This window comes from Cobetia sp. 1CM21F, assembly GCF_023161745.1.
GTDB lineage: Bacteria > Pseudomonadota > Gammaproteobacteria > Pseudomonadales > Halomonadaceae > Cobetia > Cobetia amphilecti.
Map to the genome: position 1 here is coordinate 164,188 of NZ_JALNTQ010000005.1, position 15,405 is coordinate 179,592.

The 15,405-nt window shown below is 63.7% G+C and carries 13 protein-coding genes; 5 read left to right on the plus strand and 8 right to left on the minus strand.

What is annotated here, in order from left to right:
* Positions 1-3: 3 nt before the first annotated feature.
* The 3 genes from MSG32_RS15455 to MSG32_RS15465 all read right to left on the minus strand — a co-directional run bounded on the left by MSG32_RS15455 (position 4) and on the right by MSG32_RS15465 (position 3,614).
* Positions 4-528, minus strand: a complete 525-nt coding sequence (locus MSG32_RS15455) for an acyl-CoA thioesterase (RefSeq protein ID WP_043332919.1) — start codon at positions 526-528, stop codon at positions 4-6.
* Positions 529-800: 272 nt separating this feature from the next.
* Entirely contained in the window at positions 801-2,111 is a 1,311-nt protein-coding gene (locus MSG32_RS15460; protein WP_153636577.1) for a short-chain fatty acid transporter, read from the minus strand.
* A 168-nt stretch (positions 2,112-2,279) separates the two neighbouring features.
* Positions 2,280-3,614 (minus strand): MATE family efflux transporter, encoded by a 1,335-nt coding sequence (locus MSG32_RS15465; protein ID WP_248380569.1) that lies wholly within the window; start codon positions 3,612-3,614, stop codon positions 2,280-2,282.
* A gap of 273 nt (positions 3,615-3,887) precedes the next feature.
* On the opposite strand from MSG32_RS15465, the gene MSG32_RS15470 reads away from it, so the two are divergent.
* The gene (locus MSG32_RS15470) at positions 3,888-4,169 is read left to right on the plus strand and encodes a hypothetical protein (RefSeq protein WP_234368090.1); all 282 of its coding nucleotides are present in this window, start codon (positions 3,888-3,890) and stop codon (positions 4,167-4,169) included.
* Between the two features lie 107 nt (positions 4,170-4,276).
* Here the strand turns inward: MSG32_RS15470 and MSG32_RS15475 are convergent, their stop codons facing one another.
* The 4 genes from MSG32_RS15475 to MSG32_RS15490 all read right to left on the minus strand — a co-directional run bounded on the left by MSG32_RS15475 (position 4,277) and on the right by MSG32_RS15490 (position 10,626).
* Positions 4,277-7,207, minus strand: coding sequence for an MASE3 domain-containing protein (locus MSG32_RS15475; RefSeq protein WP_248380570.1), 2,931 nt, complete (start codon positions 7,205-7,207; stop codon positions 4,277-4,279).
* A 539-nt stretch (positions 7,208-7,746) separates the two neighbouring features.
* Positions 7,747-8,004, minus strand: coding sequence for a YfhL family 4Fe-4S dicluster ferredoxin (locus tag MSG32_RS15480; protein ID WP_043334597.1), 258 nt, complete (start codon positions 8,002-8,004; stop codon positions 7,747-7,749).
* 10 nt (positions 8,005-8,014) lie between these two features.
* Entirely contained in the window at positions 8,015-8,524 is a 510-nt protein-coding gene (gene coaD / locus MSG32_RS15485) for a pantetheine-phosphate adenylyltransferase (protein ID WP_043334599.1), read from the minus strand.
* A gap of 227 nt (positions 8,525-8,751) precedes the next feature.
* On the minus strand, positions 8,752-10,626 hold the full coding sequence (locus MSG32_RS15490; RefSeq protein ID WP_248380605.1) for a beta-ketoacyl synthase: 1,875 nt from the start codon (positions 10,624-10,626) through the stop codon (positions 8,752-8,754).
* A gap of 478 nt (positions 10,627-11,104) precedes the next feature.
* On the opposite strand from MSG32_RS15490, the gene MSG32_RS15495 reads away from it, so the two are divergent.
* On the plus strand, positions 11,105-11,794 hold the full coding sequence (locus tag MSG32_RS15495) for an SAM-dependent methyltransferase (RefSeq protein ID WP_107335950.1): 690 nt from the start codon (positions 11,105-11,107) through the stop codon (positions 11,792-11,794).
* Between the two features lie 6 nt (positions 11,795-11,800).
* On the opposite strand, the gene MSG32_RS15500 is transcribed toward MSG32_RS15495, so the two are convergent.
* A complete protein-coding gene (locus MSG32_RS15500) occupies positions 11,801-12,727 on the minus strand; it encodes a LysR family transcriptional regulator (protein ID WP_153636574.1) in 927 nt (308 codons plus the stop codon).
* 140 nt (positions 12,728-12,867) lie between these two features.
* Between MSG32_RS15500 and MSG32_RS15505 the strand changes: the two genes are divergently transcribed.
* The 3 genes from MSG32_RS15505 to dacB all read left to right on the plus strand — a co-directional run bounded on the left by MSG32_RS15505 (position 12,868) and on the right by dacB (position 15,269).
* Positions 12,868-13,317, plus strand: coding sequence for a PACE efflux transporter (locus MSG32_RS15505; RefSeq protein WP_248380571.1), 450 nt, complete (start codon positions 12,868-12,870; stop codon positions 13,315-13,317).
* Positions 13,318-13,321: 4 nt separating this feature from the next.
* Complete coding sequence (locus tag MSG32_RS15510; RefSeq protein WP_043334608.1) at positions 13,322-13,651, plus strand: multidrug efflux SMR transporter; 330 nt, start codon at positions 13,322-13,324, stop codon at positions 13,649-13,651.
* Positions 13,652-13,718: 67 nt separating this feature from the next.
* Positions 13,719-15,269, plus strand: a complete 1,551-nt coding sequence (gene dacB, locus MSG32_RS15515; protein WP_248380572.1) for a D-alanyl-D-alanine carboxypeptidase/D-alanyl-D-alanine-endopeptidase — start codon at positions 13,719-13,721, stop codon at positions 15,267-15,269.
* Positions 15,270-15,405 lie beyond the last annotated feature (136 nt).

A 15,405-nucleotide genomic window follows, 5' to 3' on the forward strand; every position in this document is an offset into this window, starting at 1 on the left:
CGCTCAGAACTCGATGGATTCCTGGCGCTTCTCTTCTTCTTCGGCCTGCTTGCGCAGCTTCTTGCGGATGGCGGCCTTGTGGAAGCGCAGCTTCTGTTCCTGGGTTTCCAGGTTGAGTGGCGGCACCGGCACCGGCTGGCCGTTGGAATCGACCGCGACCATGGTCAGATAGCAGCTGTTGGTATGGCGAATCAGGCGACCCTGGATGGATTCGGCGACCACCTTGATGCCGATCTCCATCGAGGAGCGGCCGACATGATTGACCGAGGCCAGGAAGGTCACCAGCTCGCCGACGTGGATCGGCTGCTTGAAGCGCACCTGGTCGACCGAGAGGGTGACGACGTAGCTGCCGCTGTAGCGACTGGCACAGGCGTAGGCGACTTCATCCAGCTTCTTGAGGATGGCGCCACCGTGCACCTTGCCACTGAAGTTGGCCATGTCGGGGGTCATCAGCTCGGTCATGATCAACTGATGTTGGCCGGGCAGAGCTTCGTTGAGGGCGGTCTGTTCTGGCTGGTTCTCGCTCATTGGGGCGTCCTTCAGGCACGGGCCTGTCAGGTGAGTGGGAGCTGTCAGGGGCTCTCAGGTGAAGCAATGGCTCTGGCATGCCGCGCAGAGAGGGATAATGGCTAGTCTGCGGGATTCGTGACGTCTTGGCACCCCGTGAGCGGCATATCAGCTATCTATAAACGACCTTGCCCCCACAGTCGCCTGTGGGGGCAAGGAGCTTGCGGGGTTATCGGTAAGGCTATCTGAATGGCAGGCTGAAAAGGCTAGCTGACGCCGCCGTCAGCCAGGTATCAGAGCAGCGTCAGACCCAGCGAGATGATGATGCCGGTCACCAGCAGCTGCACCAGGCAGAAGCCCATGATGTCCTTGGCCTTGAGGCCGGCGATGGCAAGCACCGGCAATGCCCAGAAGGGCTGCAGCATGTTGGTCCAGGCATCGCCCCAGGCGACGGCCATGGCGACGCGTGACAGGTCGGCACCCAATGCCTGAGCGGCGGGAATCATGACCGGTGCCTGCACGGCCCACTGGCCGCCACCGGAGGGCACGAACAGATTGACGATACCGGCACTGATGAAGGACCAGAACGGCAGGCTGTCGGCGGTGGCAATCGACACGAAGCCTTCGGACAGCGTGGCGGCCAGTCCCGACTGCACCATGATCGCCATGATGCCGGCGTAGAAGGGGAACTGGATGACGATGCCTGCGCCGCCCTTGATGGCTTCATTCAGGCTGTCCAGCAGCTTGCGCGGCGTGCCATGCAGCACGATGGCCAGGAACAGGAAGCTGAAGTTGATCACGTTCAGGTTCAGTCCGCCGCCACGAATCACGAAGTGATCCACCAGCCAGGCGAGGCCGAACAGCCCGACGACCCAGGCGAGAATCGGCGAGTTCTCGAGACGCTCGGCGGGACGAGGCTGGTCGCTGATCTCGGTGTGCTTCTCCTCGAGCAGGGCCGGGTCCACGTACACGCTTTCCTTTTCGAAGGGCATCATGGCGCGATTGACCAGCGGCATGATGATCAAGAGCGCCGCGACGATGGCGATATTGAAGAAGGCGAAGATGGTGTCCGAAGTGGGCACGATGCCGATGCTGTCCTCGGTGAAGTGGCCAGCGGTGGCGATGGTCAGCGGAATCGAGCCCGAGATGCCCGCATGCCAGATCACGAAACCGGAGTAGGCACTGGCGATCAGCAGGCGGTAATCGACCTTGATCATTTTGGCCAGCTGCTTGGCGAACAGTGCCCCGATGACCAGCCCGAAGCCCCAGTTGATCCAGCTGGCGATCAGCGACACGAAGGTGACCAGCATGATGGCGCTGCCGGGCGTTCTGGCCAGCGAGGCGATGCTGGCCAGGCCTTTCTTCACCGGCGGGGTGTTGGCGAGCATGAAGCCCGAGATCAACACCAGCAGCATCTGCATCGAGAAGGTCAGCAGATTCCAGAAGCCATCGCCCCAATAGCGCATCACCTCGGTGGGGGAGCGCTGTTCGATGAGCATGGCGGCTGCCGCTGCAACGACGGTCAGCAACAAGACGAAGATATAGGGGTCAGGCAGATAGCGCTCAACCAGCTTGACGGCTGGCCGTGATAGCGATTGCAGCATGTGAGAGTCCCTGTTGGCTTTTTATCAGTATGGGAAACGGGTTGGCACGCTCACATTAGTCTATTCGCTATCAGGAGAATATCGCGCGATGGTCGAGTGGCATGCCAATGCCAGCGGCAAGCCTTTCAGCGCTGCATCAACCTGCTGGAGGCTTCAACGGGCATGGCATCAGCGCCAATGATGGCGGCGATGATGCAGGTAGTAGCCGCCGAGCACGGCAGAGCGCACGCTGGTGAACAGCAGGAAGGCCAGCCACAGTCCATGATTGCCGAAGCCTTCGAGCAGCGGCCACAGGCCGATGAAGGCCAGCAGGGATACCACCAGCGTATTGCGCATTTCACGCGTCGCCGTGGCACCGATGAAGATGCCGTCCAGCAGGTAGCTCCACACCGCGACCAGGGGCATGGCGACCATCCAGGGCAGATAGAGGGTGGCCAGGGCGCGCACTTCGGGAATGTCGGTCAGCAGGTGGATCAACGCCGGCCCGCAGAGCCAGAGCAGGCCGCTGGCCGCTGTCGCGGTGATCAAGGAGAAGCGGGTTGCCGCCCCCACGCTGCGCGCGAAGCGTTGCCAGTCGTTCTGGCCGACGGCTCGCCCGACTTCTGACTCCGCCGCCTGGGCGAAGCCATCCAGTGCATAGGACGTCATCATCACGAACTGCAGCAGTACCGCATTGGCCGCCAGAACATCATCACCGAAGCTGGCACCCTGTGAGGTGAAATAGGCCGTCGCGCCCAGCAGGCACAGGGTGCGCACGAACAGATGCTGATTGACGCGGATCAGCGCGCCCCAGGCGGGGAGAGACAGCAGCGCTGCGCGGTCACTGTGCCCCGGCATGCGTCTGAGCTGGCGGGCGACCAGCCACAGGCCCGTGGCCAGCGCACAGTAGTCGGCGATCACGCTGGCCAGCGCCACGCCATCGCTGGTCATGCCCAGCCCGGGCACGAAGGCCAGATCGAGCAGGATGTTGACGCCATTGGTCAGCACGAGGATGCCGAGCGTGACGCGCGAATTACCAAGCCCCAGGAACCAGCCCAGAATCACGTAGTTGATCAGCACCGCCGGTGCCGACCACAGGCGGATGCTGGCGTAGTCATGGGCCAGGGCACGCGTGGCCTCGCTGGCCTCCATCAGCGATAGCCCCAGGGTGATCAGCGGCGAGCCGGCGATGATCAACACCAGCCCTATGGCGAGTGCCAGCCCGATGCCCTGGCCCAGCAAGGTACGCAGGCCATCGTGGTCTTCACGGCCATGGGCCTGTGCCGTCATGCCTGTCGTGCCCATGCGCAGGAACCCGAAGCCCCAGTACAGAAAGCTGAAGAGGACCGCGCCCAGCGTGACCGCGCCCAGATACACCGCATCCTCGAGGTGCCCGACCACGGCGGTATCCACCAAGCCCAGCAACGGCACGGAAATGTTGGAAAGGATGATGGGCCTGGCCAGGCGCCACATATGGCGATCGGCGGAAGGCAGTGTGGCGGTCTTCAGGGAAGGGGCGGGCATGTTGGGTCCGAATGAGGGGTGAAGGTAACGTCAGCCGGGAGCGGTCGCGTTGATCAGGATAAGGCCTGGCAGGGCTGGGCGTAATGGCGCTGGAGCGCTAATCTAGTTCTGGTGACTTGATGGCAAGGCCTGCCATGCGCCAGCCGAGAGATCCACTGGCGCGAAGACCCATAACAGGGACGCATGGAGCGTCCGGACGCAAGGGAACTGACTATGAAACGCACGATTCTTCAGCGAAGCACGCGATTGCGCACTGGGCTTGCAGCAGCTGGCATGACGCTGGTGCTGGCGACGCCGGTGCAGGCCATCGAGCTGCCCAGCGAGCAGGGTGACGACACACCCAGCGCAGGCATGATGGTGGCCGATGCCCTTATCGGACGTCCACTGTTGCTGGCCACAACCGTCGTCGGTGCTGCCATCTTTGTCGTGTCGGCTCCCTTCGCGGCCATGGGGCAGAATATCGATGAGACGGCGCGTGTACTGGTCGCGACTCCGGCGCAGGCGACCTTCGCTCGCTGCCTGGGTTGCAAGACCACGCGGGTCGATTGGGATTGAGGATGTCCTGATCGCGGCTGGTGAGCACGCGCCGCTCATGGCTGGACACGACAACGCCGACCTCGAGGGTCGGCGTTGTCGTGTCTGAAGGGTGGTGAGAGTGGCGGTCAGTGTGCGGTTTGCCTGGCGTGGTTATCGGCTGCAGGCGGCAGTGAGTTGAAGCACAGCACGCGTTTGCGTCCGGCGCGTTTCGCCTGGTAGAGCGCATTGTCGGCCATGTTGAACAGCGCGTCGGTGGCCTGGCTGTCATGCGGTGCGTTGGCGACCCCGGCGGAGAAGCTCAAGCCGGTCAGCGGCCCCAGCGTCTCATGCTCGAAGACTTCTTCGTGGAAGGCTTCGAGAATGGCCTCGACGCGTGCGCGTGACACCGCTGCGCTGGCACCGGGAATCAGGATCACGAACTCCTCGCCACCGTAGCGACAGGCTTCATCGGAGCTGCGCAGCGACTCACGTATCAGGTTGGCCAGACGCGTGAGAACCTGATCGCCCATCTCGTGTCCGTAGGTATCGTTGACCTGCTTGAAGTGGTCGAGATCCAGCACCACCAGGGACAGCGGGTTGCCGATGCTGGCCTCGGCCAGTTTCTGGGGCAGCACCTCATCGAGGTGACGACGATTGAAGAGGCGCGTCAGCGTGTCCTTGCGCGCCTCGTGTGCCAGACCCCGCTTCAGCTGCAGGTCGGCCAGTGCCAGCATCACCAGGTGGCTGACATCTTCCGCCAGGGGCTGCAGGCGCTCCAGGCTGTCCTCTTCCGGCGGGATCAGCAGTACGAATTCCCCTACCTGGCCATCCCCGACCGTCAGCGTCTGCTTGAGGTGACGAGCGTCGGTGGGTGGTGACCCCCAGTTGATGTGCATCGTCTGATTGATGTCATTCGGGTCATGCAGGGTCACGTTGCCTTCGCAGCCGGCGAACAGGCTGGGCAGACGAACATTGAGCTGGGTGATGATCTCATCGAGCTGGGAGCAGGTCAGCAGGCATTCCGCGAGGTGATGGATCTGGCTGCGGCTCTCGGAGAGTCGCGACAGCTTGAGGTTGGCGGCCTGCAGGTCGCGCTGGGCACGCTTGCGATCGGTGATGTCGTGAACGATGGAGAACAGCAGGGTGCGGCCGTTCAGGTCCACCGGGCCGGTAAAGATCTCGACATCACGCAATTCACCGTTGGCAAGCTGATGGCTGGCCTCGAAGTGGTTGTCGGTACGGTTGACGACCGCACGGATGCGCTTGGAGAGCGACTGGCTGGCCAGCACGTTGATACGGCCCAGTGGCATGCCGCACATCTCGCCGATGCTGTAGCCATAGAAGTCGGCGGCGACCGGGTTGGCATCGATGATCTCGGCAAGCTCCGGGTCGATCAGCAGCTTGATGGCGTTGCCGGTGCTGAAGACTTCCTGATAGAGGGTCGCGTTCTCCTCGAGCAACTCGATGGCGCGACGGCGGTCCTCGATATTGTTGATCAATACCAGGGTGCGCTCCTCGCCCTCGAGCGGCGTGAGGGTGACTTCCGCCCAGAACATCTGACCCGTGTCGGTCTGCATGTGGTATTCGTCCTGGAAGCTGCCGCCTTCGCGCTGAAGCTGGCCCCAGGCGCGCTTCATGCGACTGATCTCGTCCAGTGAGAACAGCCCCCACAGCGATTGCTGGAAAAGCTCGGCATCACTCTTGCCCAGCAGGGCATGCATGGCCGAGTTGGCATCCGCGATGGTGCCATCCCGGTCGGCGACGATGATGCCCACCGGGGCGGAGTGATAGATGGAGCGCAGACGGGCACGGCTGCTGATCAGGCGTTGCTGCTGCTCCTTGATCCAGTCGATATCGCTGTGAGTGCCGATCATGCGCAGGGGCCTGCCATCCTCGGCACGTTCCACCACGCGTCCCTGATCGAGAATCCACTTCCATTCACCGTTGCGCGTCAGCATGCGGTGCTCGTTGCGATATTCTGCGCTGTGGCCTTCAAAGTGCTGTTTCAGGTCGTCGAGGGTGCGCGGCATGTCATCCGGGTGGATGCGTGACTTCCATTCATCGAAGCTGCTGCCGATCTCGTGTTCCTGGAAGCCGAGCGTCGCCTTCCACTGCGGAGAGTAGAAGACGTGATCGGTATCCTGCTTCCAGTCCCAGACGCCGGCGCCTGAGCCTTCCAGCGCAAACTGCCAGCGTTGTTCGGCCTCGCCCAGGGCGTCACTCATCTTCTGCAGCTGCTGATAGGGGTAGACCATGCGCGATGAATAGATGGCGTGATAGATCATCGCGTAGGCCACCACCTTGTACAGGTGGCCGAGCAGATTGAAGACATCGAAGGCAGTGGCATAGAGCGTGAAGCACAGCTCGGAAATCCCCGTGGCCAGCGCCGCGACCGCCAGCCAGCCGGCATTGGTGCCTTCAGGCAGTCGGCGCACGCCGAGCAGAAGTACCGCGGCCAGCACAGCGCTCAGCGCCAGGGCCCACTCGTAGCCGATCTTCCAGGCGGTCAGGCCGCTGCCGACGATGAAGGTCTCTGGCAGGAAGTCGAGATGAAAGAGGCCTATCCAGCTCACCGCCAGCCCGATGGCGAGCGTCAAGCCAAAGGCCAGGGGCAGATAGCGGCGCGGTACGGGGCGGGCTGTCAGTAGGCAAGGGGCCAGCAGCGCGATGATGAAGGCGGTCCGCCCTGCCAGCCAGAAATGGATGGCCTTGCTGATGGAGGCTTCGCTGACGAAGTCGGGCATGCCGTCGTAGCTGAAGATGTGCACCATGTCGAAGAAGGCGGAGAGCATGAAGGCGCACCCCATGACCAGAAAGCTGGTCGGCAGCGTCCGACGGTGCCCCTGGAAGATGGAGACGGCAGACATCAGTGCGACCAGTATCGCGCCCATTTCCAGCAGTGAATGCGGGACGAGGTATTGACCGACCGAGCTGAACAGCTGCGGACGCGGCACCACGATCAAGACCACCATGATCGCCAGCATGACAAGCAGCATCGCCGTGCCGGCATTGGGCAGCTGTGTGCGTGTCCCCAGGAAGGGGCGCTTGAGAACGGTAGAGAGAGAGCGAGAGGACATGGGCAATCCGTGCGCGTGAAAGGGTACGACAGTGACTTTATCACTACAGGATAGAATAGGTTGTTTACATTGCCCTAACAGAAAATAACCTGGCGTAGCGTTTGGTATTAATTGCGTAGCCGTTTAGGCCGGGGCCGAGAGCAGGTTGGTAGCCAAGATGTTGTCTGGCCATGTCAGCAGCGGGGCCGGCAGGGAGGACGGCGGGAACAGGCACTGGCGGGTAGAGCGGGAGGTCTGATCGCGAACGAAGTGTGTCGCCAGTCGGCGCCTTTGCCCGTCGGTGCTAGTGCCAGTCGGTTACGTTACCCGTTGGTGTCTCGCGGCAAGAGGCGCCGCGTTGGCGAGTCTGGCGCTGAAGCGTCAGTCAGGGCCGAGCCTGAGGAAAGGGCTTATGGAGAGGGCTTGAGGAAAGAGCTTATAGAGAGGGCTTGCGGAGAAGGCAGGAGGTGTCAGGCAACAAGAAAGCAGCAGCCGTCACGACGGATGTGGCGCAGTACAGGCCATGTCATCGCCATGACGGCTGCCGGAGCAGGCGGCAATCAGTTGCCGAGTGCGGCCGTGATGATGTGGTACTTGTCCATCAGCTCTTCCTGGCTTTCCTTGTTGGCCGGGTCGAGCGGGATGCAGTCGACAGGGCAGACCTGCTGACATTGCGGCTCATCGAAGTGTCCGACGCATTCGGTGCACAGGTCCGGGTCGATGACGTAGATCTCTTCCCCCGGCGAGATGGCCCCATTGGGACATTCCGGCTCGCAGACGTCGCAGTTGATGCACTCATCAGTGATGATCAGGGCCATGATGCTGTCCTCAGCTTGTGGCGGTGTCGTCGTCGGTAGCGGAGAAATGCCGGGCGAGGGTCTCGGCCACCAGCGGATGCACCAGACGCGACACATCACCGCCATGACGCGATATCTCGCGCACGATGGTCGATGAAATGTAGGAGTTCTGTAATTCCGGGGTCAGGAACAGGCTATCGACGTGCGGTGCCTGGGCCCGGTTCATGTTGGCCAGCTGCAGTTCGTACTCGAAGTCGGAGACCGCACGCAGGCCGCGCAGAATGATACGCGCATTCTGTTGCTCAAGCAGCTCTGTCAGCAGGCAGCTGAAACCGATGACCTCGACATTGTCGAGATGCGCCAGAATCCGGCGCGCCAGATCGATGCGCATCTCCAGCGGCAGCGCGGGGCGTTTGCTGGGGCTGTAAGCCACCGCGACCACCACCTTGTCGAACAGGCGGGCGCCGCGCTCGATCAGGTCGGTATGGCCATTGGTGATCGGGTCGAAGGTGCCGGGATAGACGGCAATGTTCTTGGGCATGACGAACTCGAGCTCTGTCGGCAGCGGGTCAGCCTGGTGACCGGCTGCAGTGGACGACGAAGGATGAGGAGCCGCAGAAGGCCGGGGCGCAGTGGCTGTCGCGCCGCCGGCTCCCCCGGTACGCCGAGTGTAGAACCCCTCGCGCGGCTTGCCAGTCGCGGGAGGGGATTCGTCAGCGAGTGCGCAACCCGGGAGGGGTAGCCAGCCGGTCTTGCAGCGAGCCTGGCTTACAGCGAACCGAAGGGGTTGTCGACCTTGAGCGAGACGGGCTTCGCATAGCCGGGGATACGGATCTCGCGATCCGTGATCTCCAGCTCCGGACCTTCGAGCACGCCTTCACCGAAGCGATAGGTCGGCGTGAATTCGCCGCGCTGTGCCTTGTCCAGATAGTCGGCGCGACGCTGCTCGCAGAGACCGCTGCGTTCACGCCAGGCGGCCAGTGCCTCCTCACCATGTCGCGCCGCCAGCAACTTCAGCGTGACGTCTGCCGACAGCACCACGCCACTGGCGTTGTTGCCACCGAAGCCCTTGGCATTGATGAAGGCGACGTCTGCGGTGAACTCGCGCGCCTCGCGGCGGATGTCGAGGTGGCTGTGATGCACGTCATCGGCGATGGCATCCAGCGTCGGGATACCCGGCAGGATGCCGGTCGCCATGCTGCCGAGCGCCGACACCGCCTGGTCGCCCGCGGCGCTGCCCTGGCTGTGGCCGACGAAGGATTTTACCGCCACCACAGGCCAGGCCTGAATGTCGTTGGCGCGAGCCACTTCATTGAGCACGTGGGACTCGGTGGTGCGGTTCTTCGGCGTGGAGGTGGCATGGGCGTGCACGAAGCTGCGCTGGCGCACGCCTTCATCGCCGACGATATCGCGCGCCAGCGCCACCGCCTTGCTCAGGGTGATGTAGTTGCCGACGCCGGGCGCCGAGATGGAACGCTTCCAGCCGTCGGCATTGACGAACACGTCCGGCACGCTGCCGATGATGCGAGCGCCGGTGTCCAGCGCCAGATCATCCGCCATCAGGATCACGAACTGGGTCGCTTCCGCGATGGTGAAGCCACAGTTGCGCGCGAACGGGCGACAGGCCTTCTGGTAATCGCTGTCGGTAAGCACTTCCAGCGCGTCGAGGGCCTTGAGGCTCTCGTCATCGGCCAGGGCGCCCATGCTGCGGAAGCCCTCGATGACCTCCGGCGTGATCGGCGCATCGGCGGTGCCGACCATCACCACACGGCGACGGCCGCTGCGGATGTCGTTCAGGCCCAGCTTCAGGTTGTAGAGGAAGCTTGCGCAGGCGCCCATCGCGGCACCGGCGCCACCGACATTGCCCAGCACATAGGCATTGAGGAAGTCGGCGGGCATCTGGGCATAGCCCAGCGGCATCTGTTTGGAGGTGGCGCGCTCACCGGCCACGAAGGACTTCATCAGTCCGCCCCAGCCTTCGGCGTCCATCTGGCCGATGGAATTGCCGGCGTAGACGGCAATATCGTCCGGATCGAGGCTATCGCGCAGCGCATCCCAGTCCAGGCCGCTGTCGCCGAGGCAATCGCTGGCACCGAAGATGGTCATCGACAGGCCGCGCGGGTGATGCACGCTGCGATAGAGCTGCTCCGGCGCGAAGCCGCTGGGCAGCTGACCCGCGGCACGCACCAGCGCCTGACGATGATCGGGCAGCAGGACATCGAATTCGCCGGCCGGTACCGTGACCTCGACATGACGGTTGTCCAGCTCGCGGATCTGCCAGTCAGCGGGCGGCTGTTCCGGCAGCTGGCGGCTGCGCAGCGTGAAGGTCAAGTCCTGGCCCAGCGTCAGCTTTGACTGACGATTGGCAGGAATGCCTGTCGCGTTGAAGCGCTCGTCTTCAATGCGACGAATCAGGGTGTGGGTCAGCACCTGGTCTGCCAGACGCTCCGCAAGCGCCTGAGCCTCGGCGGGCTGGCCTTCGGCATCGAACCACTGGCCCTGATCATCGCAGCGGGCGAGGTTCATGAGCGACGCGAGCCCCAGCAGGGTCTCTTGACGGTCTGTCTCCGGCAGGGAGTCGAGCACCGTGCGTCGGAACGCCTGATGGCCCGAAGTTCTGCCGGCGGCATTGACGCCGCCCATGCCGACGATCACCGGTAAGTGTGACAAGCCGCTTTCCTCGTAAAAATACTGTGAGTCGTTGGTCTGGGCGATACCTCTGCGGATATTCGTCCAAATGATGGGCGGATGATAACACCCCCTCAATACAGGCGTCATGCACCCCCGCCTCTACGCGGGCGCGCCAGCGAGCGCTTGCTGCGAACACTGTGCGATATCTCTGCGTTCAGTGCGAGTCCCACTGGCCTGTTTTTGTACTCGTCATGGCACGGGATGATCGTGATTAAACGTTTGTTTGATTTTCGAATCGCAAGCTGCCATTCTGTCGTGGCTGTTTGAGTTGGTGTAGGCGCGTGCCGCGAGGCAGGCGTCTTTTTTTGTGCCCAGGCCTTCCTGCGCCGCCGGCCCCGGATGGGCTGTACGCCATATGGCGCAGCCCGATGCAGGCGCATCTGCTAGACTCCGCGCGTGATTTTCCTGCCCGTTGCTATCGGAACTGCTGATGTACGCCAACTCCCGCCAGATCGATTCTCCCCAGACCGGCCCCCACGAGGATATCGAGCGTCGCGTGCGCCGTGCGATGGCGCATCCGCTGCGCAAACCCGTGGCGGAGCATACCCGCGAAGCGTTCCTGCAAGCGCAACAGTGGTTGTCGGCTCAGGCGAAGCCCCTGTGGCTGGACAGCGGCTGCGGCGTCGGGCGATCGACTCGCCAGCTGGCACTGGCGCATCCGGACCATGCCGTCATCGGCGTGGACCGCAGCGAAGACCGTCTCAGCCGCAAGCATGGCGAGCTGCCGGACAACGCCTTGCTGGTGCGCGCAGACCTCGTCGACTTCTGGCGCCTGGCGCTCGCCGCGGGCTGGGCACCTGCGCATCACACCCTGCTGTACCCCAATCCTTATCCCAAGGCGCGCCATCTCAAGATGCGCTGGCAGGGCCACCCGGTATTTCCGATCATCATGGCGCTGGGCGGTCAGCTGGAGCTGCGCACCAACTGGGAGATCTACGCTCGGGAGTTCGCCCAGGCCATCGGGTATGCCACCGGTGTCGAGGTGACAGCGCACGCCTTCGAGCCGCAGGGCGATTATCTGACGCACTTCGAGCGCAAGTATCACGAGTCTGGCCAGGCGCTGTGGCGACTCGAATGCCAGCTTGAACACACGCCCGAGCGCTACCCGCTGCAGGTCTGACGCGACTCACGTCGGTGGCAGGTTCTGGTTGGCGATAGCGGCGTGGCTGTTGTGGAAGGTGTCGCGCAGTGACTGGCGCAGCCAGCTGGCCGCGGGGCCACGAGGGCTGTCGCGGCGCGAGATCAGTTCGATATCGATGTCGGCGGTGGCGCCCAGCGCGCTCAAGTCCAGAATCTTCAGGCGCTGCTGAAAGGGGGGGTAGTGGGCGATATGGCGCGGAACCTGTGCCCAACCCAGCCCGCGCGTCGTAAGCTCTGCCATCGCATAGAAGCTGTTGAGCTGCCAGAAGCGCTGTGAGCGTGGCCCCTCGTGGCCGGGTTCCAGTTGCTGACGTTGGCCGATCATCAGCTGGCGGTGATCGGCCAGATCACTGTGGGTCGGGCTCTCGAGCTGCGCCAGCGGGTGATCGCGTGCCACGATCAGCACCTGCTCCAGTCGCCCCAGCGCCTCGCGCTCCAGCGCCATGACACCCAGCGGCTGATAGAACAGGATGCCGAGATTGGCCTGGTGCTGCTCCACCCAGCGGGCCACCTCATCCTGCGCGCCATTGAGCAGATTCAGCGTCAGCGTCGGGTATTGCACCGCCATCTTTTCCAGTACCGCCATCACCGGCGGCATCTCTACCAGCGCCTCATCGATCGCCAGCGTCAGGCTGGCTTCCAGCCCCTGGCTGAGGGTGCGGGCGCGTGCTTCCAGGCGCTGGCATTGCATCAGCACGCTGTTGGCTTCATGCAGCATGGCCTCGCCCGCGGGCGTCAGCACCGGCGTACGAGGGCCGCGATCGAACAGCTCGCAGCCCAGGTCCAGCTCCAGATTGGCGATGGCGGTGCTGACCGCGGATTGCGCGCGACCCAGACGCCGCGCCGCCGCCGAGAACGAGCCCGTCTCCGCCACGCAGCGCAATGTCTGCAGTTGCTCCAGTGTCCAGTTCATTGCCTCGCCTCGTGCCTTGATCTATCTGAATAGTAGATGGATACCAACTTTAAACCATCTTGTATCTCTCTAGAATGCCTCCTCCATCGCGTCGTTCAGCCCATCCGGTATCACGCGCGGTGATCGAGAGGAGGTATGACATGCGTTCCAAGAAAGAACGTCTGGCCCAGGCAGGATTGCTGGAATTGGGCGGTATCCTGATCGTGGCGCCGCTGTCGGCGCTGGTCACGGGGCATGACCTGACGAGCATGGGCAGCCTGGCGGTGGTGATGTCCACACTGGCGGTGATCTGGAGCACGGTCTGGAACTGGATGTTCGATCGCTGGGTGCCGACCCGCCAGCGCAGCGCGACCCAGCGTATCGCTCAGGCACTCGGCTTCGAGCTCGGCCTGGTACTGGTGACCGTCTTCATCGTGGCCGCCTGGCTCGACCTGGGGCTGTGGCAGGCATTGCTGCTGGATCTGGGCTTCGTTGCCTTCTTCCTGGTCTGGGCCATGATCTTCAATCCGCTGTTCGATGCCGTGATGAGTCGTCTGCTGGCGCGCAAGGCCGCGCGTGAGCAGCAGCTGGCCCCCCACAATACGAGGTGATTCGATGAGTTATGTCTTCCTGGCAGTGGCAATACTGGCGGAGGTCATCGCGACCAGCGCGCTCAAGGCCTCCGAGTCCTTTTCGCGACTCGGTCCCAGCGTGATCGTGGTGGTGGGCTACGGCATCGCCTTCTATTTCCTGACGCTGGTACTGCGTGATCTGCCGCTGGGCGTGACCTATGCGGTGTGGTCCGGGCTCGGCATCGTGCTGGTCACCGTGTTCGGTGCGGTGGTCTATCGCGAGATGCCGGACTTGCCGGCCATCCTGGGGTTGGCGATGATCGTGGGCGGTGTCGCCGTCCTGCATCTGTTTTCCAGCGCCAGTCCTCATTAAGCTAGGGGCATCACGGCGCCTCCCGGCTGTGACATGGATGCTCACCGACGACGTCACTGGATGCCTCATGCCCCAATTTCGCACTGCACCGACCTCTGCGCGACCCTCCCGGCTGTCTCCCCTGTTGCCCTTGCTGAAGGCAGCGCGCCCCGCAGCAGCGGGCAAGTCGCTGCGTTTCACGCGCTCGCTGCGCCGACTGGCCATGGCGGCTGGTGCGACGCTTGTCGTGGCGGGCCCGGCGCAGGCGGCGGGCTTTGACAACCTGACGCGACTGACTGACAAGGGCTTCATCGTCAGTGCCCAGGCGCGCATGCTCGATACCGGCGAGACGCTGGCCTCGGTCAATCCCGACCAGCAACTGACGCCGGCCTCGCTGTCCAAGCTCTATATCGCCGGTGCGGCGCTGGACCGTTTCGGCCCGCAGTACCGTTTCTCCACGCGTCTGCGCAGCACTGGCACGATCAGCGGCGGCGTCTTGACCGGTGACCTGGTGCTCGAGGGCAGCGGCGACCCGGCGCTGACCAGTGAAGAGCTGTGGCGGCTGACCGAGGAGCTGCGCTTTCGGGGCATCCGCCGCGTCGAAGGGCGCCTGCTGATCAGCCAGTGGCGTTTCGGGCCGGTGCCCTGCATCAGTACCGATCGCTGCAATGCCTCGCGGCGTTCCAGCAATGCCTATGATGCGCTGCTGTCGTCCGCGGCCAGCAACTATGCCAGCTGGTGCGTGAAGGTGATGCCGGGTGCGGGCAGTCAGGCGCCGGCGCGACTGGCCAGCTGCGACACCACCCAGCCCACCGAGATCTTCGACAACCAGGTCACCACGGTCGGCGCGGGGGGCAAGAGCGCCATCAATGCCCGGCGCACCACCAGCAACGGTCGCGATACGCTGGTCGTCACCGGCACCATCGCCGCCGACAGCCAGCCGCGCAGCATCTACCGCGCCGTCTCCAATCCTGCGCTGTACACCGGTGAGTTGATGCGCGACATCCTGGCGCGCGCCGGGATCACGGTGACCGGCGGGGTGGACATCACCTCGACGGCGCCGCCCTCCAGCGCCGCGCAGCTCGGTAGCGTCGAAGGCAAGCCGATGCAGGAGTTGCTGACGCGCATGCTCAACTACTCCAACAACTTCATGGCGGACCAGCTGACGCTGGCGCTGGTCGGCGGCAGTCAGGCCACCTTGCGCCAGGGCGGCGCCAAGCTCGAGACCTTCGCCAGCGCGATTCCCGGGCATGGCCCGCTGACGATGTATTCCGGCAGCGGCCTGACCTCCCAGAACCGCACCAGCGTCAGTGGGCTGGTGGCGTTGCTCGACAGCATGTATCACCGCCCGGCGCTGTTCCCCACCTTCGTGGCGGGCCTGCAGGCACCGGTCAATGGCCCGATGCGCTTCATCCGCCGTGGCAGCGAGACCTTCCGCAATCACGTGATGGTCAAGACGGGCACGCTCAACAACCCGGTGCCGGTGCGCGCCATCTCGGGATACTTCCGCACGCAAAGTGGCCGCTGGGGCGCCTTCGCGGTGATGGTCAACGGCCGAGCGGCGGTGCCTTATCTGTCCTGGCCGCAGGTGCTGGATCCGGTCGCCGAGGACCTGACCGCGATGATCGAGCGCAACTGAGCTCCTGATTGCGAGCGCATGACACGAAAGCCCCGCCAATCGGCGGGGCTTTCGTGTTCATGGCCTGAGTGACAGACACAAAAAACCCCGCCCGAAGGCGGGGTGGTCCTCCACACGCCCGGCATGGCTGAGAGGA

Coding starts and splice junctions, on each gene's coding strand:
- MSG32_RS15455 (WP_043332919.1), bottom strand. CDS start 528: ATGAGCGAGAACCAGCCAGAACAGACCGCCCTCAACGAAGCTCTGCCC.
- MSG32_RS15460 (WP_153636577.1), bottom strand. CDS start 2,111: ATGCTGCAATCGCTATCACGGCCAGCCGTCAAGCTGGTTGAGCGCTAT.
- MSG32_RS15465 (WP_248380569.1), bottom strand. CDS start 3,614: ATGCCCGCCCCTTCCCTGAAGACCGCCACACTGCCTTCCGCCGATCGC.
- MSG32_RS15470 (WP_234368090.1), top strand. CDS start 3,888: ATGACGCTGGTGCTGGCGACGCCGGTGCAGGCCATCGAGCTGCCCAGC.
- MSG32_RS15475 (WP_248380570.1), bottom strand. CDS start 7,207: ATGTCCTCTCGCTCTCTCTCTACCGTTCTCAAGCGCCCCTTCCTGGGG.
- MSG32_RS15480 (WP_043334597.1), bottom strand. CDS start 8,004: ATGGCCCTGATCATCACTGATGAGTGCATCAACTGCGACGTCTGCGAG.
- coaD (WP_043334599.1), bottom strand. CDS start 8,524: ATGCCCAAGAACATTGCCGTCTATCCCGGCACCTTCGACCCGATCACC.
- MSG32_RS15490 (WP_248380605.1), bottom strand. CDS start 10,626: ATGGGCGGCGTCAATGCCGCCGGCAGAACTTCGGGCCATCAGGCGTTC.
- MSG32_RS15495 (WP_107335950.1), top strand. CDS start 11,105: ATGTACGCCAACTCCCGCCAGATCGATTCTCCCCAGACCGGCCCCCAC.
- MSG32_RS15500 (WP_153636574.1), bottom strand. CDS start 12,727: ATGAACTGGACACTGGAGCAACTGCAGACATTGCGCTGCGTGGCGGAG.
- MSG32_RS15505 (WP_248380571.1), top strand. CDS start 12,868: ATGCGTTCCAAGAAAGAACGTCTGGCCCAGGCAGGATTGCTGGAATTG.
- MSG32_RS15510 (WP_043334608.1), top strand. CDS start 13,322: ATGAGTTATGTCTTCCTGGCAGTGGCAATACTGGCGGAGGTCATCGCG.
- dacB (WP_248380572.1), top strand. CDS start 13,719: ATGCCCCAATTTCGCACTGCACCGACCTCTGCGCGACCCTCCCGGCTG.